We start from the raw sequence: 25,797 nt of genomic DNA, 5'->3' as shown, positions 1-25,797 counted from the left end.
CGTGCGGAGCGTCCTAAATTAGTCAGATATAGCCTTTCTCAGAAAGATGAGGTAATATCCGGCATAGGGCATAGGGCATAGGGCATAGGGCATAGGGCATAGGGCATAGGGCTATTCTCACTTTTTTGAGAACCGCTATATTTGTGAAATCGGCAATTTTATTGAAAATTACCATCTAAAATCTACAATCAGACTGCTATTGTACCTGTCAAAACAAAAGCGAACCGCCAATTATTTTTATTTAACAAAAGGCGATATCTCGCGTCTAAAAGCATTGAGAAATTAATGCCGATCGCATTTATGAACCGCGTTGAACTTCGATAAAAATTTCCTCCAAAATTGCACTCGCTCCCTGTTCGCGCAGGCGGTGGGCGAGGTCAATTCCCAGCATTTCAGCAGTATCTGCTGTGCCGGAAACAGTATCTTTGACGAATCGCTTGCCGTCGAGACTCGATACCATTCCGGTTAAGGTTAATTGACCGTTTTCTATTTTGGTATTTACGCCGATTGGTACTTGACAGCCGCCTTCTAATTCCCGCAAAAATGCGCGTTCGGCATAACATCTTTGGGCGGTTTCCGAGTGTTCGAGAGCTTTGATCACTGCCATGATTTCGGTGTCCCCGGCGCGGCATTCGATGCCCAAAGCACCTTGTCCGACGGCGTGAAGGGAGATTTCGGGAGAGATAATTTGGTGGATGCGATCGCCCATTCCCAATCTTTCGAGTCCTGCAACTGCTAAAATAATCGCGTCGTAACCGCCATCATCTAATTTAGCGAGTCGAGTATTGAGATTGCCGCGAATATCTTTGAATTCAAAATGAGGGAAATGGTGCCGCAGTTGAGCCAGTCGGCGCAGCGAAGAAGTACCGATTACTGCATTTTCTGGGAGGGTGTCGAGTTGCTTGTCTTTGTGTTTGGAGTGTACAACCAGGGCATCAGCGGGATTTTCTCGTTCGGTGACGCATCCTAAGATTAAACCTTCAGGTAAATTGGTAGGCAAATCTTTGAGGGAATGAACGGCAAAGTCCGTTTCATTGTTGAGCATTCCCGTTTCTAATTCTTTGGTGAAAAGTCCTTTGTCGCCGATTTTAGCGAGGGCGACATCAAGAATTATGTCCCCTTGGGTGGACATGGTGTGGACTTCAAAAGTGTGTTCCGGGAAGTGTTTCTGTAGCTCTGCTTGCACCCAGTGGGTTTGGACGAGGGCGAGTTGGCTTTTGCGGGAACCGATGCGGACGGTTCGGGAGGGGGCAGATGTGGTTGGGGACATAAGATCGATCGCAGGATAGCTTGAAATGAGCCAGTATATTCACCTGATCTAGCGTACCGCAGGTGGGGACTTTAATTGCTGGTTGGGACAATTCGGGGGATAAAACTGAGCCGATCGACCTGGAGAGCGGAAGGCAGCCGACGGTGTATGATTTGCCTAGGGTCGATCGGGCTGAAGCTGGTTTAGCTGAAGAGTTTGCTCCCAGGTTGCAGGATTTGAGGAGAGAAATGTGGGAATGAGGGGGAAATAGCGATCGAACTTCTCAAGCCACCGAATAGCTTACCATAAAAATTAAATTTGTCAAATTACTAAAATCCTAAAACTATGAAAAGCGCTCTGGATGTAGCTCGTTACTTTTTATGTCGTGTCGATAGAGAAGCAGGCGATACTATTTCTCCTCTCAAACTGCAAAAACTCGTTTATTACGCACAAGCTTGGAGTTTAGTCTTTAGAGGCCAGCAGCTATTTTTTCAAGATATTGAAGCTTGGGTTTCCGGCCCCATTGTCCGCCATGTTTGGGATGAGTACAAAGCTTACAAATATACCGATATTCCCGCTCCCGATAATTTTGAGGGAGAATTTGAAGAAGATGAGATTGAGGTACTCGAAGAAGTTTGGAATGCTTATGGAGAATTAAGTGCTAAACATTTGGCAGAATTGACCCAATCTGAGACACCTTGGCTCAACGCCCGCCAGGGATTAGAACCTGCGGAAACATCAACTAAAATCATTTCCCACGAAGATATGAAAGCCTGCTATGCACCTTTGGTGGAGGCGTAAGTGGGTAAAAAAAGTCAAATACCAAAGCCACCTCAAAACAAGCAACAAAGAAGAATTCCAGAGCAAGCAACTCAGTTAAATCGACCAAGCAGTACAGATGACGAGCATCCTAGCTTCAGATTCACTTATGCAGATAAAAATCGTTGGCTTCTATCTGACTGGACATCATCAGAAATCAATGACCTCATTGAAGGACTAAAGAAAATCGAGAAATATACTTGGGATAAAATCAAAGGTCACGGCTCAAAAAAACGAGGTGAATCAGTGGGAACGGGTTATAAGTTGATTAACATTCATCCGACTTTGCCTGACAATATTCCTGAAGATGAGAGATTATCAGAAATGCGAATTGATGAGAAAAAATGGATATTTGGGTTTCGCGTTCAGTCTGTTTACTACATCATTTGGTTTGACCGCAATCATTCAGTTTGTCCCGAATAAAAATATTTGTTATAGATGTTAAAGTTATTATATAAATCAATACCGTGCTTCCTCCCTTAGCCTAATGACTGTTGCGCTCAGGGGTTCGCCCTTGACATTAATGGAGTTTCGGAATACTTTATGCCTAGCTAACCACTCCTCCTTGGATAGCGGCGGGACTACGCGAGCTACTACTTTGCCCTCCTGTACGATTGTCACTTCTTCTCCTTTCGTCACTTTTTCCAAGATAGCTTGCAGATTCTGCTTGGCTTCTTCAACGCTAATCGCAGGCATCTTATTAGTTTTTTTAGGTACAGTTTAATTGTACATCAACGAAAATCGAAAATCAAAAATCGAAAATGGTATTAACGTGGCCCTGCTTGAAGTGCAGAATTTACTATCCGAACAACATCTGACTGCCGTCCATTTTTGAGACTTACTCGGTAAAGTACACCCAGCCTTTGCCACTCCACATAAGAAATGCAGTAATTACCGCAAGTCTGGAAATAAATTCCCCTCATTCCGCCCGCTAATTCAATGCTTCTATAAGTATCCCTCGGCAATTGCGAAGGAGGCGAAAACGGTTCATCTCTTTTCGCTTCGATTGTGCCGAAAGAACAAGCTCCGCCGCGGCAGCCTTTGCCTAAATACATTCCAACAATGTAACCGTGGGAGCCAGCTTGCACGTCAAAATCAAGTTGCTGAGTGTCAGATAAAGGAAGTATGATCGGCAGAAAAACAGGTACTCGTGTTTTGCCTTTGATTTGCTGAAAAATGTTACTTACAGGAAAACGAATATTAGCTTGATTTGTACCTGAATTGTTGGGAATTGGGGGAAATTTTTGGACAAAATTTCTCCACTGTACAACTCTAGTTTTAGCAACGTTCAAAGTAGGAATAGAATATTTTTCGACAGCAAGAGAAGGGCGGCCGTCTTTCTGATCGAAGTTGCGGCGAATTACTGTAATTTCTGGTTTCCCTAGCCCGTAAGTTTTGGCTGTGGCGCGGGCGAGATTGCAGCTAATTTTGAAGATTCCCATGTCAATGTTGCCATTGTCGGCTCCGTAAGACCAATTGTAACCTGCTGAAGTGCGATCGCGATCGCACAAAAAACTCGAAATCTCAAACATCTTGGCAATATGAACATCGTACAACCGCAACTTGCTGCTGCCGGCAGATTGTGTAGTATTGCGATCGGGTACAATAAATTGTGCGCATTGCCAGCTATCTTGAGAAGTATAATTAAACCAGCGAATTTCTGTTATTTGCGTTTCTGTCCTTGCTAGGGCTGAGTATGGTGTCAAAAGTGCGATCGCGAAGCCCGCCCCTACGGGGGCTACGCCAACGAAGAGGATCGTCAAAGCAGTCACCACACCAGCAACAATCGCCCCAAATAGCCATCTTCCCCTCATCCTGATTTCCCTCCAAGTAGGTAAGCGAAAAAAAACTATAGTATATTCTTTAACAGGTTAACTTCCAGGCTACAAAAATTAACTGGTTCCCAGGCTCAGCCTGGCAATCGATATCACTCTTGCTCTGCCTCGCTTTTGTCATTGCGAGGTAACTAAGCAATCGCCAAGACTAAGATTGCTTCGTTCCTCGCAATGACACCTTTGATTGAACGAGTAAAAAATACCCAATCAAAATCGAAAATTGTCTTAGCGTTTCCCAGCTAGAATAGCAGAATTTGCTGTTAAAATCACCTCCGATTCCCCTCCGTTTTTAATTGATACGGTATACAGAAATCCCTGGTTTTTCCACTCAACAGAAGCAGTGCAGTAAGCACCACAACCGTTGTGAAAAACTCCTTTCACTCCGCCGGCAAGTTTAACATTTTTTAAAGTCTTAGTTACCCCTTCTACTTTCGTAGAAAATTCACCGCCTTTTTGAGATCGAACTTCCCCAAAATTGCAAGCTCCCGCACCCCGGCAATTTGCTGTATAATCTATTGAAATAGCATAGCTATTCGGTTGCGCTTGGCTGTAATAGTAAAGCTTCTGCGAAACAATAAGCCGACTGGGAATAAAAATCGGCACTTGTGTTTTGCCTTTTAATTTTGCCAAGATTTGACTTACCGGAACAGCAGTACCCGCTACAGCCACAGATTGGATTTCCGACAACCGCTGCGACAATTCGCCCGCACCAAAAACTCGCGATACAGGTACTAAAGCAGTCAACACGCACGCAGAAGTCGCCAAAAATAATAATTTATTTTTCACTGTTTTTGTCCTAGATGTTGAAACATTCCCTTTTAGCCCCCAACTGCTTTCACCTATTTACAACGATACTCCAAAATATAAAAATTACAATAGGGATTAAAAAAAAATAGTTTAATTTTTGTTTACAAATCCGCAAAAATATATAGTTTCCGATAAAATAGAGCAAGCGACAAACTTAGGAATCGAACGTGGAACTGCAAAATTATTTACGCCAGCACGGATTAGAAACATTGTGCGAAACTTATCATATCAAAGTTACCCGCCACCGCCAATATCCCGATTTAGTATGTCTGAAATACTCGCAGATAGAATCCCCGCTGGGCGAAAAAATAGTCCAGCAGTGTCGAGGCATTATTTTAGATTCATCTCAAAACTGGGAAATAGTTTCTTATCCCTATGACAAATTTTTTAATTACGGGGAAGGCCACGCCGCAGCAATTGATTGGAGTAGCGCCAAAGTTTACGAAAAACTAGATGGTTCTCTGATTGTAATGTATTTCTATAAAGGAGAATGGAGAGTGCAATCTAGCGGTACTCCCGACGCAGCCGGCGAAGTTAACGGTTTTGGATTTAGCTTTGCCGAACTTTTTTGGAAAGTCTGGAAAGAATTGGGATATGAATTACCGGAAGCAAGCGATGAGTGTTTTATCTTTGAGTTGATGACACCTTATAATAGAATAGTTGTTCAGCAAAACAACAATGACATCGTGCTACACGGGGTTCGCAATACTGAAACACTGCGAGAAACAGATCCCCATTTTTGGGCTAACAGATATGTGTGGAAAGTAGTCAATTTCTATCCTTTGACTAGCTGGAAAGAAGTTATCGAAGCATCTCAACATTTAGATCCGATGGATTCGGAAGGGTATATTATTTGCGACGCTAACTTCAACCGAGTTAAGGTTAAGTCTCCGCAATATGTCGCGATTTCCCATCTTCGCGAAGGGTTTTCTACCCGCAGGATGATCGAAATTGTTTTGACTAATGAAGGAGAAGAGTTTTTAGCTTATTTTCCTGAGTGGAGTGAGTTGTATCAAAAAGTTAAGAGTAAGTATCAATGTTTGGTTGAAGAAATTGAGGGGGTTTATCGACAGCATGAACATATCGAAGTGCAGAAAGATTTTGCTTTCGCGGTGAAACATTTGCCGTATGCGGGGATTTTGTTTTCTTTACGGGCCCGCAGAGTTGCGGGCGTAAAAGAGGCTCTCCGTGATGTTACGATAAATAAGATGGAAGAGTTATTGGGTTTGGATTACATCAATTTAGGTTTGTGAGTCAACTAATTAATAGTATACGGCGAATGGAATTCGCGCCTACACAAACGATGTCCGCCTCCGCGGAATGAAGAATAAATCAAACTCGGCGAATGGAATTCGCGACTACACAAACGATGTCCGCCTCCGCGGACTGAAGAATAAGCGGTAAGGTGCGCATTACGCACCGTAAAAATGCGAATTTTTGAGTCTATGACTGACCAATCAGCTATTACCAATTGTCATGAAAAGAGTTATTGTTCTTGTCGGCTTACCTGCTTCTGGAAAATCTCAATTTGCGAGGGAATTGCTGCTGTCTGAACCTGCACGGTGGGTGCGTAGCAATAAAGATTTGTTGAGAGAAATGGCTCACGCTTCTCATTGGTCGCCGACGAATGAAAAGTTTATTGTGCAGTTGAGAGATACGATTATTTTGATGGCTTTGGAAAGCGGCAAGCACGTGATTGTTGATGATACTAATTTTGGGCATCACATCGAGCATATCAAGGAGTTGGTCAAGGGTAAAGCTATCGTTGAAGTTAATGATTCTTTCCTGCAAGTTCCGGTGGAAGAATGTATTAAACGGGATTTAAAAAGGCTTAATTCGGTGGGTAAAGATGTGATCGTGAAGATGTACAATAAGTATGTGCGGGTTCCCGTTCAGCCGCCGGAATACAACCCGGATTTGCCGGATGCAATTCTTGTGGATATGGACGGTACGCTGGCACTTCTCAATGGTAGAAATCCTTTTGATGCTTCAAAGTGCGATCGCGATTTACCGAATCAGCCCGTCTTAGATACCGTCCGCAAGTGGCAGTCTACCGTTAATATTATCGTAGTATCGGGTAGAACCGATGACTGTCAACCTCAGACTGAACAATGGTTACGGCAATACGAGGTCAATTATGCAGGCCTCTATCTGCGGAAAACTGGGGATATGAGGAAGGATGCGATTATGAAGGAGGAAATCTATCGGCAGCATATTGCAGGGCAATATAATGTTAAGTTTGTATTGGACGATCGCCAGCAAGTCGTTGATATGTGGCGATCGTTGGGATTGACTGTATTTCAAGTAGATGAAGGCGATTTTTGACTGAGGATGGATGTTGGGCGATTTGTCGCCCTCGCCGTGATGCTATAATGCAAGATCAGACGGCGGTTGAAACCGCGCCTACACAAACGATGTCCGCCTCCGCGGATTGAAGAAAACAATCTCATTTTAACCCCTCATTTTTCAACCCGCGCACCATCCGGGTTTTGTTTTTATAGACGCGGTTTCAACCGCCCGGTCTTCTACAATTTTATCGCGTCCAAGCCAGCCATTTATTGAACAAATTTTTCACAAATGGAGTCAAGCGAGTGCGATTGTAAGCATCTCCAGCTTTCCGAATTGCTTCGGCTTGCGTCGGATACGGGTGAATTGTGCTAGCAATCTTTCCTAAACCAATATTGTTAACCATTGCCAAAGTAATCTCGCTGATCATATCGCCAGCGTGTCGTGCTACAATAGTTGCACCTAATATTTTGTCGCTGCCTTTCTTGACGTGGATTTTCACAAATCCTTCTTCTTCGCCGTCAATAATTGCCCGATCGACTTGGCTGAAGGGAATTAAAAATGTATCGACATCAATTCCTTGGGCTTGAAATTCGCGATCGCCCATTCCGACACGCGCCACTTCCGGATCTGTATAAGTACACCAAGGTATCGTCAAAGCGCTGAGCTTTTTGCGCCCGAAAAACAGCGTGTTTTGAATCACCATTCTGGCGGCAAAATCAGCAGCGTGAGTAAATTTATGCTTCATGCAAATGTCCCCAGCGGCGTAAATGCGGGGATTGGTAGTTTGCAAATTGTCATTGACAAATACGCCTTTTTGTGTATCGTATTCTACGCTGACAGATTCCAGATTCAATCCTTCCACGTTGGGCGATCGCCCCACACTCACAATAATTTCATCTACCGTTACCGACGCTTCTTTACCTTGAGATTGATAATAAACCACTTTGCCTGCATTTGTTTGCTCAACGCGGTCTATTTTTGATTCTAGTATTAGTTGAATGCCTTCCCTGACAAAAGTCTGCTGCACAATTTCGGCTGCATCCGCATCTTCCTTGTCCAAAATGTGAGCATTCTTGTGTAATAATACGACTTCCGAACCCAGTCTGCGGAAGGCTTGAGCCAATTCGCAGCCGATCGCCCCAGCGCCAATTACGGCCAAACGCTGAGGCCTTTGAGTGAGGTTAAATACAGTTTCATTTGTCAGATATCCAGCTTCGTTTAAGCCTGGAATTTGCGGTTGTCGCGCCCTTGCACCTGTGGCAATTACTGCTTTTTTAAATTGCAAAGTTTGACCTGCAACTTCTATGGTAGAATTGCTAGTGAAGCTACCGGAACCTAAGAAAACATCGACTCCTAATTTGTGCTGGTAGCGATCGACAGAATCAACATCACTGATTCCGGATCTAATGCGGCGCATCCGTTCCATGACGGCGGCAAAATCCACTTCGGGATTGTTAGAAACATTAACACCAAATTTACTCGCATTCCAGATATCGCCGACAGCGCGGGAAGATCGAATTAAACTTTTTGAAGGTACACAACCGACATTCAAACAATCGCCACCCATCAAATGTTTTTCAATTAAAGCAACTTTTGCACCCAAGCCCGCCGCCCCCGCCGCCACAATTAATCCGGCGGGCCCCGCGCCAATTACTACTAAGTTGTAACTGCTAGCTGGCTGGGGGTTTACCCAATCGGAGGGATGCAAATAAGAGACTAATTTTTGGTTGTATTCGTCCATCGGGGGGACTGTTACGCGATCGACTTTTGACTGCGACACGAGCAAATTCTCCTAATTAAATAGTTTCATCCAAAGCTTGGCGAGCAATTTTAGTTATATATAAAGTTACTGCGACAGCAGCAGTAAAACTGATCAGATTTATCGACCATTTTACCGCTTCTGCTTGGGGATTTGTCGGTACAGTTACCGTACCAATTGCAGCGATATCTCCTATCAATGAACCAGAGTAAACGTACATCACAGTTCCCGGAATCATCCCGAAGGAACCTAACACGTAATCTTTTAAAGAAACCTGGGTAACTCCCAAGGCGTAATTCAATAAATTGAAGGGAAATAAAGGACAAAGGCGGGTTAAAAAGACTATTTTAAATCCTGATTTAGCAACGGCGCGATCGAGGGCTTTGAACTTCGGGTGAGCTTCCATGTATTTTACCACGCGATCGCGCGACAGGTATCGCCCGATCGCAAAAGCAAAGGTAGCCCCTAAAGTTGCTGCGACAAACACGTAGATGGAGCCCCACCACAGGCCAAACAGCACCCCGCCTCCGAGGGTAAGGGCGGAACCTGGTATAAAAAGTATAGTAGCTAAGTTGTAGGTAGCGATAAAGGCGATCGGGCCCCAAATGCCTAAATGCTCGATTTGGCTTAAAATAGTTCTTAAAAGTTGTTGAACGTAGGAAGATTTAGTTGCTACAATTAAGAGGGGGATGAAAAGGGCGATCGACAAAAAAAACAATTTGCGATCAAAAGTTTCATTAATATAATTTTGATTTGGTTTTTGTGGCATAATTCACCCTTAAATAGATACTATAGGACTAAGGCAAAAAATGCTTTGACGCGATCGTTTTACCCGTAAGGTTCGCTGCCGCATTCATAATATCGCGTCCGCTAGGTTATCATAACACAAACAGTTCTTAGTGCGGATTTTAGTCCGCAACCTAAGAGCGTCCGCACTACGAACCTTGCTTATTGCGGCTAATCGGCCGGACAGGATATAAGTCATATAAGTTTTTTATTTACTACCCAATACATTAGCCATGATCACAAAAGCTGAACTTTCAATCCCTGAATATTTTGACACCCAAAAAGTGAGCGAAGTCTGGCGCGTCCCCTATCAAAAACGCGCGCATCAAGCTAAAGAATGGGCTGTAAAATACAGCATTCAGCCCGCTGCTACTGACAAAAAACAAATTTGTTTACTGATAATTGACGCTCAAAATACCTTTTGTTTGCCAGAATTTGAACTATTTGTAGGCGGGCGTTCTGGTAGCGGCGCTGTTGATGATAGCCTGCGGCTGTGCAAATTTATCTATCGCAATTTACACTCAATTACCACCATTGCGCCGACAATGGACACCCACACCGCTATGCAAATTTTTCATCCAATTTTTTGGATAAATGATGCAGGCGAACATCCCCTCCCAGCCGCCACATTAATTACGCTGGAAGATGTGCAGCAAGGCATCTGGAAAGTCAACCCAGCAGTCGCTGACAGCATTGCGGGAGGGAATTATTCGGCACTGCAAAAACACGCTCTTCACTACGTGCAGAAACTCAGCGATGACGGCAAATATCCCTTGACAATTTGGCCCTATCATTCAATGTTGGGCGGCATCGGACACGCCCTGGTTTCCGCTGTGGAAGAAGCGATATTTTTTCACAGTATCGCCCGCAACAGTCAAGCACTTTTTGAGATTAAAGGCGGCAATCCCTTAACTGAAAACTATTCTGTTTTGCGACCGGAAGTCTTGGACGGGCCCGATGGGGTTTCTATTGCTGAAAAAAATGCTAAATTTATTGATAAGTTGCTCGGTTTTGATGCGGTAATTATTGCGGGACAAGCGAAGAGTCACTGTGTTGCTTGGACGATTGATGATTTGCTGACGGAAATTTTGGCGCGAGATGTGAAGTTAGCTAAGAAAGTTTATTTGTTGGAAGATTGCACTTCGCCGGTGGTTGTTCCGGGTGTTGTTGATTTTACGGAAGCAGCAGATGCGGCTTTTCTAAGATTCGCAGGGGCGGGGATGAATGTGGTTCAATCTACTCAGTCAATTGATACTTGGCCTGGTTTTTCTTGGTTAGGTTTTTGATGATTGCGATAATACAATACGCTTGGGATAAGAGATGACAACATAGATAACCGATGAAAAATAGACACTGCGATTGCTTCGTTCCTCGCAATGACAATCTTAACTGAATCCTATTTCCTGATAAATGGCTTGGCTTTCGGTGAGGAATTGCAGCCCGGTTTCGGTGGCATGGGGGTTAGTTTGATCTGGGTGTTGATAGATTTCTCCGAGGAGTTTTAGGGCGTCAGCTTGAAGTTTACGGCGGTTGTAAGTTTGGAAAGTTTCGAGGGATTGTTGGGTGAGGGTAATCGCCATATCGAGATTTTGTAGGGCTGGGGTTTCGAGGTAGGCGCGGGCGATTTTGAGGCTTTCTTCGGCTTGGCTGAGGGTTTCGCCGAGGGTGGTCAAGATGTTGAAGCCAATAGGATAGGTGGTGTTAAATTGGATAATCAGGTTGGGTTGGGTTGGGTCGTTGGGGGGGAGGTGGCGGAGTTGTTCGGCGTAGATTAGGCTGAGGCTGATGTGGTCGTAGGCGAGGTTTTCTTGGTAGTCGCCTTTTGTGTTGAGTTGGATGGCTTGTTTGAGGTTTTGTTCAGCTTGAGTCAGTTGGGTGAGAACTGTGGTGTGAACGGTTATCTGACGAGTGTGTTTGCATTGACTATTGGCAATGTTTCTAAGCTGACGTGCCAGTTGTTTTGGTTGGTCTAGTTGCTGATAAAGGTCGCGGCTTTGCTGGTGGTATTGAGTGGCTATATCGTAATTTTCCCATGCGTAATAAATTTTTCCAAACTGCCAATAGGCATCGGCAATATTGAGTTGGTCATCCAGCCGTTGACGAATTGCTAAATCCTGCTCTTCTGCTTCCAAAGCTTGCTGATACTTGCCCCAATCTCGATAACAATCGGATATCCAGTACCACTGATTAGCAACATTGGTTTCCTTGCCCAAATGCTGATAGAGGTCTCGGCTTTGTTCGTATTGCGCGATCGCCTCTGCATATTTGCTCCACTCTTGATAGATTCGTCCCAATTGAAAATAGGCACTGGCAATTCCAGCCTGGTCATCCAGCCGTTGACGAATCGCTAACTCCTGCTGTTGTGCTTCCAAAGCTTGCTCATATTTGCCCCAATCTCGATAACAATCTGATATCAAGTACCACTGATTAGCAACATCAGATTCTTTGCCCAACTGCTGATAGAGGTCTCGGCTTTGTTCGTATTGTGTGATCGCCTCTGCATATTTACTCCACGCTTGATAGATTCGTCCAAATCCAAAATAGGCCGATGCAATCCCAGACTGATCCTCCAGCCGTTGACTAATCGCTAAATCCTGCTGTTCTGCTTCCAAAGCTTGCTGATACTTGCCCCAATCTCGATAACAATCGGATATCCAGTACCACAGGCCAGCAACATTAGTTTCCTTGCCCAACTGCTGATAGAGGTCTCGGCTTTGCTCGTGATGGGCGATCGCCTCTGCATACTTACTCCAAGCTTGATAGATTCGTCCAAACTCATAATACGCTAGTGCAATCCTAGACGGCTCATCCAGCCGTTGACGAATTGCTAAATCCTGTTGTTGTGCCTCCAAGGCTTGCTCATACTTGCCCCAATCTCGGTAACAATCGGATATCCAGTCCCACTGGTTCGCAACATCAGATTCCTTGCCCAACTGGTGATAGATGTCTCGGCTTTGCTCGTGATGGGCGATCGCCTCTGCATACTTACTCCAAGCTTGATAGATTCGTCCAAACTCATAATACGCTAGTGCAATCCTAGACGGCTCATCCAGCCGTTGACGAATTGCTAAATCCTGTTGTTGTGCCTCCAAGGCTTGCTCATACTTGCCCCAATCTCGGTAACAATCGGATATCCAGTCCCACTGGTTCGCAACATCAGATTCCTTGCCCAACTGCTGATAGATGTCTCGGCTTTGTTCGTGATGGGCGATCGCCTCTGCATACTTACTCCAAGCTTGATATATTCGTCCCAGTACAAGATAAGACAGTGCAATCCAAGACTGATCCTCCAGTCGTTGACGAATCACTAAACTCTGTTGTTGTGCTTCCAAAGCTTGCTGATACTTGCCCCAATCTCGATAACAATCGGATATCCAGTACCACTGGCCAGCAACATTGGTTTCCTCGCCCAACTGCTGATAGATGTCTCGGCTTTGTTCGTGATGCGCGATCGCCTCTGCATATTTGCTCCAGGCTTGATAGATTCGTCCCAATTGAACATAGGACAGTGCAATCCCAGACTGATCATCCAGCCGTTGACGAATCCCTAACTCTTGCTGTCTTGCTTCCAAAGCTTGCTGATACTTACCCCAATCTCGATAACAAACGGATATCCACTCCCACTGAGTGGCAACATTGGTTTCTTTACCCAACTGCTGATTGAGGTCTCGACTTTGTTCGTGATGCGCGATCGCCTCTGCATACTTGCTCCAAACTTGATATATTCGTCCAAATTGATAATAGGACAATGCAATCCCAGACTGATCTTCCAGTCGTTGACGAATCGCTAAAGTCTGTTGTTGTGCCTCCAAAGCTTGCTCATACTTGCCCGAATCTCGATAACAATCCGATAGCCAGTACCACAGGTTGGCAATATTGGTTTCTTTTTCTAACTGCTGATAGAGGTCTCGACTTTGTTCGTATTTGGCGATCGCCTCTGTATATTTTTTCCACTCTTGATAACTATTACCAATGTGCCAGAGAAGATTGCATTCAGCCTTTCTGTTTTTCGATTGCCGTGCAATGACAATCGCTTGCTGAAAGCATTCTAATGATTTTTCGTATTGACTGTGAGATCTCCAACAGACACCCCTATCTGTCCACAAAATTAACGATTCAACAGAATCCGCATCAAAATTCAACTTATCCGAACATTGCTGATAGTATTGCAGTCCCTGCTCATAATTATTTTTTTTCTCATAGGCAATAGCGATCGCCCATTGCACAAAACCATCTAAATAGCAATCATCTCGATCTGCTAGCAGTTGCAAATGTTCAATAGCCTGATCGTAATTATCTGCCCTCAAATACGAAAATGCCGTCACAAATTCTAAGGATTTTCGATACTCAAAACTGAGATTTTCTGACTCTAAACCCCGTTCCAGCGCCGCCGTCATCTCTGCACCCAACTCTGCCACCAACCCCCGCAAATCGTTAAACAACGATGGTGTTAACCGCTGTACAAACTCCCCTACCCGCTGCGCCAACAACTCTCCAGCACTACCACAAGCCACATACAGCATCGCCACCAGCGCCCGGTTCCGCTGCTCCTCCGACAACTGTCGATTATCCGCAGCTAGCTGCAACCGATCCCAAACATGATGATTAAATGCCTCTATTCCTCGCAACCGCTTTAACAGTTGCTGAATCGGCTCATCATCATAATCCTCATCCAATCCCAAATAGGTTAATACCAAAAGCTCGATCGGCCTTGTAGAGAATGCTGAAGTGACTCGAACTTCCGCCAATATCTGACCCACAAACAGCAAATCTTGCCACAGTATCTCCGACTCCCGCACGTCTCCTTCTGCTAGTGAGTGCCAAACCAAAACTCCGACATCCGCCACCTTTTTGAGTCGAATTTCCTGCCCAATAATGTTTGGCTGATAGTCTGATAAATGACTAAATAGCTTTTTTAGAAGACGATTAAGTCGGTTTTGATCGGTACTTAAATATCCCAATGCCAACAAAATCGGTTCATTCCACCTGGCCTGATTGCGATAAGGACTAATAATTTTCAAAATATCATCAATCTCATTGTCCGCAATCTGTCGAGCCGCAAAATATTCCTCAAACGTCAGGTGCATAAACCCATACATTTCGGGAGCCCGCTCTACAAACAGCCCCGTTGTCTCCCGCACCTTTCGCAAAAACTGCCGCACCAACTCCAACGCAGTCGGCTCATCCACTCCCTGTAACTCTGCCATATGTGGCGTTAGCCATTTTTCAACTTCTGCTTGAGCAACCACACCAGAGGGCTTTTCCTCGTGCATCCGCAGCGCCAGCGGAGCCAGCAAAGCTGTGACATCTTCTTCAACTAAATTCAGTTGTCGGTGTCGTGCTTGATAGGGAACATTGCGGCCTATTTGCCAATCTTCAATTAGGGTTTTGACAGCCAATTGGTAAAGTTCAACCCGTCGTTGTGGCAGTCGAGTTCCATTACGGTGAATCAGCGCCAAAATAGTCAACAGCAAAGGATTAGCCGCAAATCGCCTGACTCCTTGATTGCTCGAAATCTCCTGAACAATCTCTTGCGCTTCTCGCTCTGCATCTCGCTCCTGCAAGCTAGAGTCAACCTCTGGACGTTGCGCCATTTCAACAGCCAAGCACCAGCGTTTGAGAAATTCATCAATTTGCTCATCCCCCATCGGCGTAATCGTAAATTCCTGAAATCGACTCCCCAAAGCCGCCTGTTTGTACCCGGCAATCCGACTGGTAACAACAAATTTATTATTGCGATATTCATCGACTAATCTATTGATTTGCTGAACTACCTGCGATCGATTATCTTGGTCAAAAACCTCATCCAAGCCATCGAGCAAAACCAAACAATCACCCATTGCGAGGCGGTTGAGCAACAAATTTGCCACCGAGTCTCCATCGGAGCAATCAAAGCGGTGTTCCCATTGTCTATAAAACTGCTGGAGATAATCTACAAGGCTCAAATCAGGGCGATCTGTCAGGCGTTCAGCATAATCAGCAATCCGAAACAAAATCGGCAGTCGCGTCTCTCCCAGTTCCTCTTCTTTTCCTCCTTGAACAACGGATTTGCGATCGCGCTGAGCCAAGGCAAAATGTCTTGCCAAATACCGCAGCAAAGTAGTTTTTCCTGCCCCTGGATCGCCCAAAATGAGGCAATAGGTATGCTTGCGAACCGCGTCTGCCAGATCCACGATTTTAGTCACGCGCTGCTGCCTAGTATCAGATTCTACGTGGATCTCTAATGTAGTTTCCAGTCTCAATTCATCGATAAATTTGGGTTGCGGTGTTCTTGCTTGATGCAGCCCATCTTCCCATTCATTCCCACCTGGGGCAACTCCCAGACTAAGCTGGCTGAGGTACATCGGCGCTTCTGCTGAAAATATCCGCTCTTTAAAAGACTGACTTCGCCTCTCTTCCCAGGAACCCTGAAGCGACACATAAATGCGATCTAGAGAAATATCAACCTGTCGATTTACCTGCATCACGCCACTGACTCTCAGTCGTGAATTCTCGGAAATCAGCCATTCTAAATAAGGATACAACAACGGATCGAGCTGAGGGCGTGTTTTGAAAATAGCTATTTTGCCTCGCCAATCCCAAAAATCAGCAGCCTGTCGCCGAAACTCCTCTAAAAAAGTTTCGCGATTGAGCCAAAAGACCAACACTAAATTATGTTCAAATATCCGTTCCCGCCCTAAATTAAGCTGCTCCATTTCCTGCCGCAACAAATCCTGTCGCAACTGCTCTAAACCAAACGCCATCACAATTCGGCGTGCTTGTCCAATCTGCGTTGATGGTGCTGGCAGTTGATGCAAAAAGTTAAATAATGATTCTTCGCTATAATGAAATGTCAAAAACTCGAAGTTATGATCTTCCAATTCCTTAATTTCTGCGATAAACGATTCAACGACGGGATGATTTGGAGCACTATCCGGCGTAATTGCAAACAGAGAGAGACTCCCCTCGCTCAATGCCACCGCATAGACTAACTTAGCCAATTCCTCCTGCTCAACAGAATCCAGAGACTGTAGACTAATACCTTCAGGATTCGTCATCATAAAACCTCTTGCATAAATCCGACTTTGATCCAAAAACCGCAGATATCAGGCAGATGCAACCGACGATACAACACAACGCAGATAATTTTAAGATAATTTGGGAATGAGTCCAAGAACTCTATACATTTCCAGGATTCATTGAGCGCCAGCGTTCCAGATCTGGTGACAAAATTGGATTAACATCAAACCATCGTCCCTGTTTCAGATCGTGATATCCTAAGACTAGCTTATTATGCAAAAGTTCGTCGCAGATCACAATCTTTCCGTGCTTGGGAGAATCAAACGCATTCGTAGTCAATTGCCCTGTTTTACGCACCGTGTGTAGCTCAGGAAACTGATAATCTTCAACCGTGTAGCTTTGACGATCTTCTCGTACAGCATCCTGAGCCACGCTCAAACTAATCTCGCTACTTTTCTTGCGTAAAGCGACTTCTCCAGATGTCCGGGCCAGCCGCACTAAATCTCGCATAACGCCTCCACTTTTTTCGCAGAGCAAATCCAGTGCATCAGGATGAAACAAGTTGCTGTAGCTGCTATTTAGCTTAGCGATGCGCTTTTGAAGCACCTCTGTCAGAATATGTCGTCCCACGCGATCTGTCTCATTAGTCGATCGTGCCTTATCATCGCATTTAAAGACCGGGATATTAGCCAAATCAAGACATTTATCAAAGCTCTGCATAGGCTGACGAAAAGCTGAGGAATAACGCAGAGAGATCGGAATCGCATAGACAATATGACAATTTATGTCGGTCATCAAAGAACTAGAAAACATTTCGAGTGCAACCCCAAAATCCTTCCGATCTAAGCCATCAACAATCACTAGCAGCTTCGGCTTGTCCCGTTCTGCGATCGCAATAATTTCGTTAACCTTACCGACAATTTCGCTTAGTGCTGGGCGAACTTCACGAGTTGTCGTAGTTTCTCGCTGAAACCCAACTTTCAGCAACATCCCCAACTCTTTGAAAAGTTTTGGCAGTTCTAGATTTCCTCCTCCAGTTACCTTATCCTGATAGGTGACGCGCGCTAGACTTGCCAATAATTCTTTTTCTAGCTTGCGAGGAAGATTCCAACCCAACTTAGTCAATTGTGCAACAATTTGCAGCCCAATTAGAACTACGACTTCTGCATAACCAATATTGTACTTATTGAGAGCAGTATCCGTGTCAACCCAAACCACTGTGTAATCTGAAACACATTTTTGTTCCAGTCGCCGTAATTCCGTACTTTTACCACCCCCCCGGTGCCCAGCCAGCAGAAACTTGGCAGAAGTGTTATCCATCGCCAACAAGTTCACCAGGCTATCGACTGGGCTGTCATCTCGACGAACATAGAGATCTTGCAGTTCTTGGTTCCTTAATGGTTCATCCGGCTTAAACAATTGATAAACGGGAGTCCAAAATTTAAGATCGCTCATGCCACTATTCCTTGCGTTGCAATGTGTGGAAATATTAATATTTTCCTATTTTACAAGAAATTTCATATATTGTAAAGCGGTTAATTAATTATTATAATAATTATTTGCCATCCAATCTCGGCACGCCTTCTAAAAAAGGGCCGCTCAACATTAATTCAGTTGTCCGATCTAATTTGCCGCTGATTGGCAATTTTTTATCTGTTTGAAATCGCTCGATATCTGCTTTCAAATTGCCACTATTATATCCTAATTTAGTCAAATAATCGATCGCCTGTTTGTCACTTAACAAGATATCCGCAGAACGAAAAATCGGCACGTATTCATTCCGCCAAACATAAGCAAAAGTTGCTCTGTCTAAATAGAAAATCTTGCCCCGCGCCGGGTCTCCAATGGCTGCTACACTGTCATTCATGCCTAGCAAAGCCACTGCGTGCGGCAACTTTCGAGGGCCGTCAAAGAGCCAAAATGCGAGCACTCCGGGGCGATTAATTTGCTGGATTTGCTCCCAAGTTGGCTCTAGTTCGATCGCATTTACACCCAACCCCCTCGCTGCTACAATCAACTGTGGCATCGAAGTACCCAAGCGACTCGTACCCGCCAAACGCGCCACACTCGATTCCGTCGCCTCGATTCCCCAACGCCTCAACACGGTTGCTAGCGCCGCCGGTGCACAACTGCTGTTAGATGTTTGCCGAAACACACCGTTTGGTTGCAAATTATCAACTAAATCATCATAAATTGGCGCGAGAAAATAAGCCTCGGCGCTGGTAAATCCGCCCAATCCCAGCAAGCCAATTAAAATTACTGCGATTACTTGCGATCGCGCCGTCAGCCAACTTATACTAAACCCAATACCGCAGACTCCCATCAGCATCACCCTGAGCAAAGTCCAAGTAACCTGCATCCCGTGCACGCGCCACTCGATCGGCAAAGCAGGCATTTGCGGCAGATTTAAAGCCAGCACCAGCAAGCCAACATAAAAACCTAAAAACAGCAGGGCGATCGAATTATGCCCCTTAAACAAATCGTTAGCCGTCACTCCAGAGCGAACTAACACCTTCCCGAATCGCATTCCCCAGACAAACAGCACCGAACCCAACACCAGTGTCACCACTATTTCCATGAGCTCAAAATTTTGTTGCTTAACTAGGTTTTAACACGCTGTGGGTTCGATCGTCCGTGGCGCAGTCGCAAAGTGGGAAAATTGCCGGGAAACTGTAAAATAAACAACACTTTAAATAGTGCGAGCATCCCCGCTGGCTTGCTTATAGAACCAAGCGAGCGGAGACGCTCGCACTGTAAAAAAAATGCTTTTTGCAAAAAAGAAATGCTCCCTTAAAATTTGCCATCTGTCAAGCAGTCTAGTAACTCTTTTTACCAGTTCTACAAACTCCCCAAAAAAGATTTAGAACCGCAAAAAAATCCCAAATCGATCGCCAAAAACAGACACATTTTTTGTAAAATAGATGGAAATCAAAACCCATTCAAAGATAGTCTGGGAGTCGGTCTACAAAAACCTGCTTAAATCCATCAGCTTCATTCTCCCCGTCAACGGCGGAGAATCGATGACAATTTTGCTCAGCACCCTCCTCGGCCGAGATTTGCCGATTTTGTCGCTGCAAATCCTCTGGTTGAATATGCTCAACTCAATCACCATGACTGTGCCGCTTGCTTTGGAGCCCAAGTCTCCGGGGGTGATGCAACAGCAGCCGCGACCGGTTAACGAACCTTTCCTGACTGAAAGTCGGATCAAGTGGATCTTGGCTATTTCTCTTTACAACTGGACGATAATTTTTGGGATGTTTGAATGGGTGCGCCAAGCGGATTAGGGAACTTTGCCGCTCGCCCGGACAATGGCAATTCAAGCTTTGGTAATGGCGAGAATTTTTTACCTGTTGAGTCTCAGCCAGTTGCTACCTTCTTTGATGGCTAAATTTAACGGCTCGAATGAAAAATTTAGCGGCGCTCCTGCCCTGGCTGCGAGCATTGCTGCGGCTGTGATTTTGCAGGTGATTTTTGCTAATTCTCCGTTTATCAATCAAATATTCCAGACGGCTCCGATGAATCTCAGTCAGTGGCTGATTTGCTTCGTTATCGCGCTACCTGCGATCGGTGTTGCGCTTTCTGTCAACCGTTTTGATCCGCCTAATTAATAGGATTCGGCATTCAGGAGTCGATCGATATTTTATTTCTTAGTCGTGGACGCAGAAACCGGGTTTTTTAAGCAAATATTGGATTGTAGCCTTTAACATCGGTGAAAAACCCGGTTTCTTTGGTATTGATGGGTGCAGGACTGTTTCTGTTTTCGATCCCTCCCACAGACAATTAAATACTTGACAATCGTCAGTTTTGAGTGTTTTGCAGGGAACCTGTCTCTCAGCAAAACATTAAAAACTTTATTGTTTTATCATATAAGTGTGCCTCCACGAGCGATCGCTCGATCGGGAGATTCTCCACCCGCCTTTTAACATTTTATGTAATTATTGTCAATATACTCAAAGAATGATATTTGTACACTCATTCAAAAAAATGAGAATGCTTGCAGGGGGAAAAATGCCCAAAAGCTTACACCTCAAGCTTTTGGTGAAATCTTGGCGAGCGGTGAAAGAATCCAGCAACACCAAGCACTACTTAATAAAACGCAACATTCTACAACATATACTTATCAGTTAAATTTAATATTTGTTTTATAATTACAGCAAGAGTACGGTAAACTGAATGATTAAGCCAAGAAAACGTGGATCTCGCTGTTGGCGAGTTAACACAACTTGGTCGATCGCAATATCAAGTTAATCAAAAGTGTAAAATCAGCAGGGATATTTGAAAGACTTATGCTAGCAATAAATCTTTCGATCCCTCCTGCTTTCCGTGCGCTCAAAATAGTTCGCTAATTGGCCTTTAGCAAACAGCAAAAAAGCGCTTTGATAAACTTCAGTGATGTCGTTACAGAAGATTTATGAATAGGAGCGAAGTTAGGCTATGACAAAATTTTCAGAGCAATTTTCCCGGCGTAAATTTATTGTTACCGCAGGTGCATCTGCCGTCAGTACAATACTCCTCAAAGGCTGTTTGGGAAATCCCCCAGAACCCGGTGCTACAGCAGGTGCCGGCGGCAGCACTAATGCCGGTAGCGGGACAGTACCTGCGGCCACATCAGCAGTTGCTGTTGCCAACGAAAAAAGAGTAGAGGGCATCGAAACTACAAAAGTTATCTTGGGATATATCCCGATCGTCGAAGCAGCAGCTTTAATTATTGCCAAAGAAAAAGGCTTTTTTGCCAAGTATGGCATGACCGAAGTGGAAGTCGCCAAACAAGCCAACTGGGGTTCGGCTAGAGACAACTTAGAAATCGGATCTGCCGGCGGCGGTATTGATGGAGGCCAGTGGCAAATGCCCATGCCTTATCAAATTAGTGAAGGTCTGATCACCAAAGGTAGCGTCAAAATTCCGATGTATGTTCTAGCCCAGTTGAACACTCAGGGAAATGGAATTGCGATCGCCGGAAAACACAAAGGCAAAGGCATCGGGCTCAAACTAGACCAAGCGGCCCAAGACTACATGAAAGGCCTCAAAAAAGCAGGCACGCCCTTCAAAGCAGCCTACACCTTTCCCAAGGCCAACCAAGATTTTTGGATTCGCTACTGGCTAGCAGCTAACGGCATCGATCCCGACACAGAAGCCGAGTTGCTAACAGTACCGTCAGCCCAAACCGTAGCCAACATGAAAACCGGCAGCATGGACGGTTTCAGTACCGGCGACCCCTGGCCCCTGCGGATCGTCCAAGAGGACATCGGCTTCATGTCCGCCCTCACAGCCCAAATCTGGAAAGATCACCCCGAAGAGTATCTAGCTATGCGCAGCGACTGGGTAGACAAACATCCCAAAGCCAGCGAAGCCATGCTAGCAGGACTGATCGAAGCGCAGCAATGGTGCGACAAACCAGAAAATCGCCCCGAATTAGTTGCCATTACTTCTGGCAGAAACTACTTTGACGTACCTCCGGCAGTTTTGACACCTCCCTACCAGGGCAAGTACATGATGGGTGACGGCCAACCAGAGATCGACGATTTCAAAATGAGCCCGCTGTACTGGAAAGACGACCTCGGCAACGTTTCCTATCCTTATAAGAGTCACGATTTGTGGTTTTTAACCGAAAGCGTGCGCTGGGGTTTCTTGCCAACTAACACCTTGGTAGATTCTAAGACAATTATCGGCAAAGTCAACCGCGAAGATTTGTGGAAAGCCGCAGCAAAATTGGCCGGAGTTACTGATGCTGACATTCCCAAAAGTACGTCTCGTGGCATTGAAAAGTTCTTTGATGGCAAAGAATTTAACCCGGAAAAGCCAGAAGATTACCTCAAGAGTTTGACCTTTAAAAAAGTTTGATGGGGTATTAACTTCCCATAATTTAGTCTCGAATTTTACGGTCAAAAAAATAGCGCAAACACAGGAGATTAATAGGATGGCTGTAAGTACAAATCGAAGGGACAGAGGCGCAGCGCAAGGAGCGTTTGGCGAGTTTTGGAAGAAGCATTCACCAAATATTTTACCGCCAATTTTAGGAGTTTTGGGGTTTCTGTTAGTTTGGCAATTCCTGTCGAGCACGCAACTGATCAAACTGCCGGGCCCGACCAGCGTTTGGACTGACGAACGGACGCGGGTATTGTTGCTGTATCCTTTCATGAATTCCAAAACCTACGGAATCGGCTTGTTTTGGCAAACTATGGCTAGTTTGGAACGGGTGGCAAAAGGCTACACTCTCGCCGCTGCGGTGGGAATTGCTGGGGGTGTTTTGGTCGGTACAAATCCGTTGCTGAACAAGGCTTTAGACCCGATTTTTCAGTTTTTGCGGATGGTTGCGCCTCTGGCTTGGGTGCCGATCGCCCTGGCTGCACTTCAACAAAACGAACCGGCTGCTTTGTTCGTGATTTTTATCACCGCAGTTTGGCCGATTTTGATCAACACCGCTGAAGGTGTCCGCCAAATTCCCGACGATTACAACAACGTAGCGAAAGTGCTGCAACTGACTCGGAAAGAGTATTATTTGAATATTTTGTTTCCGTCGGCACTTCCCTACATCTTTACCGGATTGAGAATTGCGATCGGGCTGGCTTGGCTGGCGATTATTGCAGCGGAAATTGTGATGTCGGGGATTGTTGGTATCGGCTTCTTTATTTGGAACGCTTACCAGCAAAACTACATCAGCGAAATTCTGTTAGCGGTGTTCTACATTGGGGCTGTTGGTTTGATACTCGATCGCATGATGGCTTGGTTGCAACACAAAATTGCTCCCTCTGAAGGCAAATAATTAACAGTTGACAGTTGGCAGTTGGCAGTTGGCAGTTGGCAGTTGGCAGTTGGCAGTTGATATTTAACTGGTTCCCAGGCTGTGCCTGGGAACCAGTTAAACGAGTAGCAGAACTTCACTCCTCAGCCTTTTAAGAGGAATGAATTCCTCACTACGAACCAATATTGTTATTGCAGTTGGACGATAGGGATAATAGAACAGCTAACGGTCAACAGTCAACAATCAATAATCAAAAAAGCTAGGACAAACCTACAAAAAAAGGCAAGAAAATCATGTCTGTTTTGATTGCGGTAGAACAAGTCGGAAAAACATTTAATTTAACAGACGGCGGCACATACGTAGCCCTCAAAGGCATCGACTTAGAAATTAAAAAAGGAGAGTTTGTCTCCTTAGTCGGACACTCCGGCTGCGGCAAATCTACGCTGCTAAATATGGTGGCAGGTTTGGACTTGCCCACAGAAGGATTGGTGACGATCGACGGACAAAGAATCACCCAGCCGGGCCCCGATCGCATGGTAGTATTCCAAAACTATTCGCTGCTACCTTGGCGAACAGTCAGAGAAAACATTACCCTAGCCGTAGACTCGGTGATGAACGGCTTACCCAAAGCCGAACGCCTCGACATCATCCAAAAACACATCGAAATGGTGGGCTTGGGGCCCCACTCCGAGAAGCAACCGGCACTGCTATCGGGCGGACAAAAACAGCGCGTGGCGATCGCCCGTGCTCTAGCTTTGCGCCCCAAACTGTTACTCTTGGACGAACCCTTCGGCGCTTTGGATGCTTTGACTCGCGGCAACTTGCAAGAAAAGTTGATGGAAATTTGCCAAGAGTACGAAATCAGCGCCTTGATGGTAACGCACGACGTGGACGAAGCAGTGCTGTTGAGCGATCGCATCGTCATGCTCACCAACGGCCCTGAATCGAAGATTGGCGGCATCCTGGAAGTAGACATCCCCCGCCCCCGCAAACGCATGGAAGTAGTCACGCACCCCAGCTACTACGCCCTGCGGAGCGAAATGATTTACTTCCTCAACCAGCAGAAACGAGTCAAAAAACTGCGGGCGCGCAAAGTACCGGCGATCGCCCGCCACGGCCTAGAAAAAGTCAACCTCGAACTCGGCTTCATCCCCCTCGCCGCCTGCGCTCCCCTCGCCGTCGCCAAAGAAAAAGGCTTATTTGCCAAACACGGACTCGATGAAGTCCACCTCGTGCGGGAAACAAGCTGGCGCGGCATCGTAGACGGCATCGCAGCAGGCTACTTAGACGCAGCCCAAATGCCCTCTGGGATGGCAATGTGGTTGACATTAGGAGGCCACCAAAACAAGCCAATACCAACCGTTACAGCCCTCACCATGAGCCGCAACGGCAACGCTATTACCCTCGCACGACGCTTTTACGACCAAGGAATCTACAATCTGGCAGATTTCAAAGAAATGCTCCGCAGAACACCCGCGCAAACGCACCGCCTGGGAATCGTTCACCCTTCTTCGATGCACAACCTACTGCTGCGCTACTGGCTAGCTTCCGGCGGCATTGATCCGGATCATGATGTTGTGCTGAAAAATCTCCCACCAGCTCAAATGATCGTGGACTTGCAAGGCGGCACCATTGACGGTTTCTGCGTCGGCGAACCTTGGAATTTGCGGGCCTCGATGGAAGGAGTCGGCTTTACGGTAGCTACAGATTTGGAACTGTGGCCCGGACACCCAGGCAAAATTTTGGGGGTGCGGGAAGACTGGGCAAATGCCTATCCCAACACTCACATTGCTCTGCTCAAAGCTTTGCTGGAAGCTTCTCAATACTGCGCCGATCCAAATCATGCCGAAGAAGTTTCCGAAATTGTGTCGGGACGGGAATATGTCGCCACGGATAAGAGTTACATTCAACTTGGCGATCCTAATTCTTCTGCTTGTAACCTCGATACTCCGATGCGGGAATACGCCCACCACTTGTTCTATGGAGACTCCGTGAACCATCCGAGCCGCACTGAACAGTTGTGGCACATGGTGCAGATGGCACGTTGGGGCGATACTGTGTTCCCGCGCAACTGGGTGGAAGTTTTGGAACGTGTGGTGCGGGTTGGCCCGTTCAGCACGGCCGCGCGAGAGTTGGGAATGTCTGATATTACTCATACTCGTGGTTCTCTTCGCTTGTTTGATGGCACGGTGTTTAGTGGTGATGATCCGATCGGCTATCTCAACAATCTGGAAATCAAACGTGATTTCACGATGGCCCAAGTCATCCTCGATTCCGGCCGCAGAGCTGCTTAAAATCTGTTTGTGTCCGCGCCGGTGGACTCCTTTCCACCGGCCCAATGTCTAATGGTGATCTGCGAGTTTTGAAGTATCGAAAGGTGAAGAAATTGCTTAGTTATCGATCGCCCCTGTCCGAGACTTATCAACTCAGAAGTCAGAGAAGAGTAACCAGAAATCAAAGCGATTGATTGCATTGTTGAGAGTGAAGGGGCACAATTATATAATTGATGCAA

18 protein-coding genes and 1 pseudogene are annotated in these 25,797 nt (G+C 45.7%); 10 read left to right on the top strand and 9 right to left on the bottom strand.

The genetic code is table 11. The features are described from left to right. Positions 1–298 precede the first annotated feature (298 nt). The gene (hemC, locus tag K4039_RS22720; RefSeq protein WP_265238783.1) at positions 299–1,270 is read right to left on the bottom strand and encodes a hydroxymethylbilane synthase; all 972 of its coding nucleotides are present in this window, start codon (positions 1,268–1,270) and stop codon (positions 299–301) included. A 62-nt stretch (positions 1,271–1,332) separates the two neighbouring features. Between hemC and K4039_RS22715 the strand changes: the two genes are divergently transcribed. From K4039_RS22715 to K4039_RS22705, 3 genes are all read left to right on the top strand, one after another. Continuing rightward, positions 1,333–1,509 carry a hypothetical protein gene (locus K4039_RS22715; RefSeq protein ID WP_265238781.1) on the top strand — a complete coding sequence of 59 codons (177 nt, stop codon included), beginning with the start codon at positions 1,333–1,335 and terminating at the stop codon, positions 1,507–1,509. An 85-nt stretch (positions 1,510–1,594) separates the two neighbouring features. After that, positions 1,595–2,050, top strand: a complete 456-nt coding sequence (locus K4039_RS22710) for a Panacea domain-containing protein (RefSeq protein ID WP_265238780.1) — start codon at positions 1,595–1,597, stop codon at positions 2,048–2,050. Continuing rightward, on the top strand, positions 2,051–2,491 hold the full coding sequence (locus tag K4039_RS22705) for a hypothetical protein (RefSeq protein WP_265238779.1): 441 nt from the start codon (positions 2,051–2,053) through the stop codon (positions 2,489–2,491). It abuts the gene before it with no gap. A gap of 36 nt (positions 2,492–2,527) precedes the next feature. On the opposite strand, the gene K4039_RS22700 is transcribed toward K4039_RS22705, so the two are convergent. The 3 genes from K4039_RS22700 to K4039_RS22690 form a co-directional block, all read right to left on the bottom strand. After that, entirely contained in the window at positions 2,528–2,764 is a 237-nt protein-coding gene (locus K4039_RS22700; protein WP_265238777.1) for a type II toxin-antitoxin system Phd/YefM family antitoxin, read from the bottom strand. Positions 2,765–2,835: 71 nt separating this feature from the next. Then, on the bottom strand, positions 2,836–3,882 hold the full coding sequence (locus tag K4039_RS22695; protein WP_265238775.1) for a hypothetical protein: 1,047 nt from the start codon (positions 3,880–3,882) through the stop codon (positions 2,836–2,838). Positions 3,883–4,128: 246 nt separating this feature from the next. Continuing rightward, a complete protein-coding gene (locus tag K4039_RS22690; protein WP_265238773.1) occupies positions 4,129–4,689 on the bottom strand; it encodes a hypothetical protein in 561 nt (186 codons plus the stop codon). Between the two features lie 188 nt (positions 4,690–4,877). Here K4039_RS22690 and K4039_RS22685 point away from each other — a divergent pair, with 188 nt between their 5' ends. Together K4039_RS22685 and K4039_RS22680 are read left to right on the top strand one after the other, a co-directional pair. After that, on the top strand, positions 4,878–5,963 hold the full coding sequence (locus K4039_RS22685) for a T4 RnlA family RNA ligase (RefSeq protein ID WP_265238771.1): 1,086 nt from the start codon (positions 4,878–4,880) through the stop codon (positions 5,961–5,963). Positions 5,964–6,186: 223 nt separating this feature from the next. Further along, entirely contained in the window at positions 6,187–7,035 is an 849-nt protein-coding gene (locus tag K4039_RS22680) for an AAA family ATPase (RefSeq protein WP_265238769.1), read from the top strand. Between the two features lie 208 nt (positions 7,036–7,243). Here the strand turns inward: K4039_RS22680 and K4039_RS22675 are convergent, their stop codons facing one another. Both K4039_RS22675 and K4039_RS22670 read right to left on the bottom strand, forming a co-directional pair. Further along, positions 7,244–8,779 (bottom strand): mercuric reductase, encoded by a 1,536-nt coding sequence (locus K4039_RS22675; protein ID WP_265238768.1) that lies wholly within the window; start codon positions 8,777–8,779, stop codon positions 7,244–7,246. Positions 8,780–8,795: 16 nt separating this feature from the next. Further along, the gene (locus K4039_RS22670; protein WP_265238766.1) at positions 8,796–9,527 is read right to left on the bottom strand and encodes a TVP38/TMEM64 family protein; all 732 of its coding nucleotides are present in this window, start codon (positions 9,525–9,527) and stop codon (positions 8,796–8,798) included. A 250-nt stretch (positions 9,528–9,777) separates the two neighbouring features. Between K4039_RS22670 and K4039_RS22665 the strand changes: the two genes are divergently transcribed. After that, a complete protein-coding gene (locus K4039_RS22665; RefSeq protein ID WP_265238763.1) occupies positions 9,778–10,830 on the top strand; it encodes an isochorismatase in 1,053 nt (350 codons plus the stop codon). A 99-nt stretch (positions 10,831–10,929) separates the two neighbouring features. On the opposite strand, the gene K4039_RS22660 is transcribed toward K4039_RS22665, so the two are convergent. The 3 genes from K4039_RS22660 to K4039_RS22650 all read right to left on the bottom strand — a co-directional run bounded on the left by K4039_RS22660 (position 10,930) and on the right by K4039_RS22650 (position 19,121). Then, positions 10,930–16,584: a tetratricopeptide repeat protein gene (locus K4039_RS22660; RefSeq protein WP_265238761.1), complete on the bottom strand. Its 5,655-nt coding sequence runs from the start codon at positions 16,582–16,584 to the stop codon at positions 10,930–10,932. Positions 16,585–16,702: 118 nt separating this feature from the next. Continuing rightward, positions 16,703–17,998 carry a hypothetical protein gene (locus K4039_RS22655; RefSeq protein WP_265238760.1) on the bottom strand — a complete coding sequence of 432 codons (1,296 nt, stop codon included), beginning with the start codon at positions 17,996–17,998 and terminating at the stop codon, positions 16,703–16,705. A 100-nt stretch (positions 17,999–18,098) separates the two neighbouring features. After that, complete coding sequence (locus K4039_RS22650; protein ID WP_265238758.1) at positions 18,099–19,121, bottom strand: cysteine peptidase family C39 domain-containing protein; 1,023 nt, start codon at positions 19,119–19,121, stop codon at positions 18,099–18,101. A gap of 343 nt (positions 19,122–19,464) precedes the next feature. Between K4039_RS22650 and K4039_RS22645 the strand changes: the two are divergent. The 4 genes and pseudogenes from K4039_RS22645 to K4039_RS22630 all read left to right on the top strand — a co-directional run bounded on the left by K4039_RS22645 (position 19,465) and on the right by K4039_RS22630 (position 25,579). Beyond that, a pseudogene (locus K4039_RS22645) lies at positions 19,465–20,151 on the top strand (cation transporting ATPase C-terminal domain-containing protein). 826 nt (positions 20,152–20,977) lie between these two features. Beyond that, positions 20,978–22,384 (top strand): CmpA/NrtA family ABC transporter substrate-binding protein, encoded by a 1,407-nt coding sequence (locus K4039_RS22640; protein ID WP_265238756.1) that lies wholly within the window; start codon positions 20,978–20,980, stop codon positions 22,382–22,384. A 76-nt stretch (positions 22,385–22,460) separates the two neighbouring features. Continuing rightward, positions 22,461–23,306, top strand: coding sequence for a nitrate ABC transporter permease (gene ntrB / locus K4039_RS22635; protein ID WP_265238754.1), 846 nt, complete (start codon positions 22,461–22,463; stop codon positions 23,304–23,306). A gap of 272 nt (positions 23,307–23,578) precedes the next feature. After that, the gene (locus K4039_RS22630) at positions 23,579–25,579 is read left to right on the top strand and encodes a nitrate ABC transporter ATP-binding protein (RefSeq protein ID WP_265238752.1); all 2,001 of its coding nucleotides are present in this window, start codon (positions 23,579–23,581) and stop codon (positions 25,577–25,579) included. Positions 25,580–25,797: the final 218 nt, after the last annotated feature.

The sequence above is a fragment of the Lyngbya sp. CCAP 1446/10 genome (assembly GCF_026130175.1).
Taxonomy (GTDB): Bacteria; Cyanobacteriota; Cyanobacteriia; order Cyanobacteriales; family Microcoleaceae; genus Microcoleus.
Note: the sequence above shows the minus strand (reverse complement) of the source record. Positions and strands in the feature narration are given on the sequence as shown.

What these genes read in the sequence shown, in the direction of transcription:
- hemC (WP_265238783.1), bottom strand. Translation starts at nt 1,270, where the DNA reads ATGTCCCCAACCACATCTGCCCCCTCCCGAACCGTCCGCATCGGTTCC.
- K4039_RS22710 (WP_265238780.1), top strand. Translation starts at nt 1,595, where the DNA reads ATGAAAAGCGCTCTGGATGTAGCTCGTTACTTTTTATGTCGTGTCGAT.
- K4039_RS22700 (WP_265238777.1), bottom strand. Translation starts at nt 2,764, where the DNA reads ATGCCTGCGATTAGCGTTGAAGAAGCCAAGCAGAATCTGCAAGCTATC.
- K4039_RS22695 (WP_265238775.1), bottom strand. Translation starts at nt 3,882, where the DNA reads ATGAGGGGAAGATGGCTATTTGGGGCGATTGTTGCTGGTGTGGTGACT.
- K4039_RS22680 (WP_265238769.1), top strand. Translation starts at nt 6,187, where the DNA reads ATGAAAAGAGTTATTGTTCTTGTCGGCTTACCTGCTTCTGGAAAATCT.
- K4039_RS22670 (WP_265238766.1), bottom strand. Translation starts at nt 9,527, where the DNA reads ATGCCACAAAAACCAAATCAAAATTATATTAATGAAACTTTTGATCGC.
- K4039_RS22665 (WP_265238763.1), top strand. Translation starts at nt 9,778, where the DNA reads ATGATCACAAAAGCTGAACTTTCAATCCCTGAATATTTTGACACCCAA.
- K4039_RS22660 (WP_265238761.1), bottom strand. Translation starts at nt 16,584, where the DNA reads ATGATGACGAATCCTGAAGGTATTAGTCTACAGTCTCTGGATTCTGTT.
- K4039_RS22655 (WP_265238760.1), bottom strand. Translation starts at nt 17,998, where the DNA reads ATGAGCGATCTTAAATTTTGGACTCCCGTTTATCAATTGTTTAAGCCG.
- K4039_RS22650 (WP_265238758.1), bottom strand. Translation starts at nt 19,121, where the DNA reads ATGGAAATAGTGGTGACACTGGTGTTGGGTTCGGTGCTGTTTGTCTGG.
- K4039_RS22640 (WP_265238756.1), top strand. Translation starts at nt 20,978, where the DNA reads ATGACAAAATTTTCAGAGCAATTTTCCCGGCGTAAATTTATTGTTACC.
- ntrB (WP_265238754.1), top strand. Translation starts at nt 22,461, where the DNA reads ATGGCTGTAAGTACAAATCGAAGGGACAGAGGCGCAGCGCAAGGAGCG.
- K4039_RS22630 (WP_265238752.1), top strand. Translation starts at nt 23,579, where the DNA reads ATGTCTGTTTTGATTGCGGTAGAACAAGTCGGAAAAACATTTAATTTA.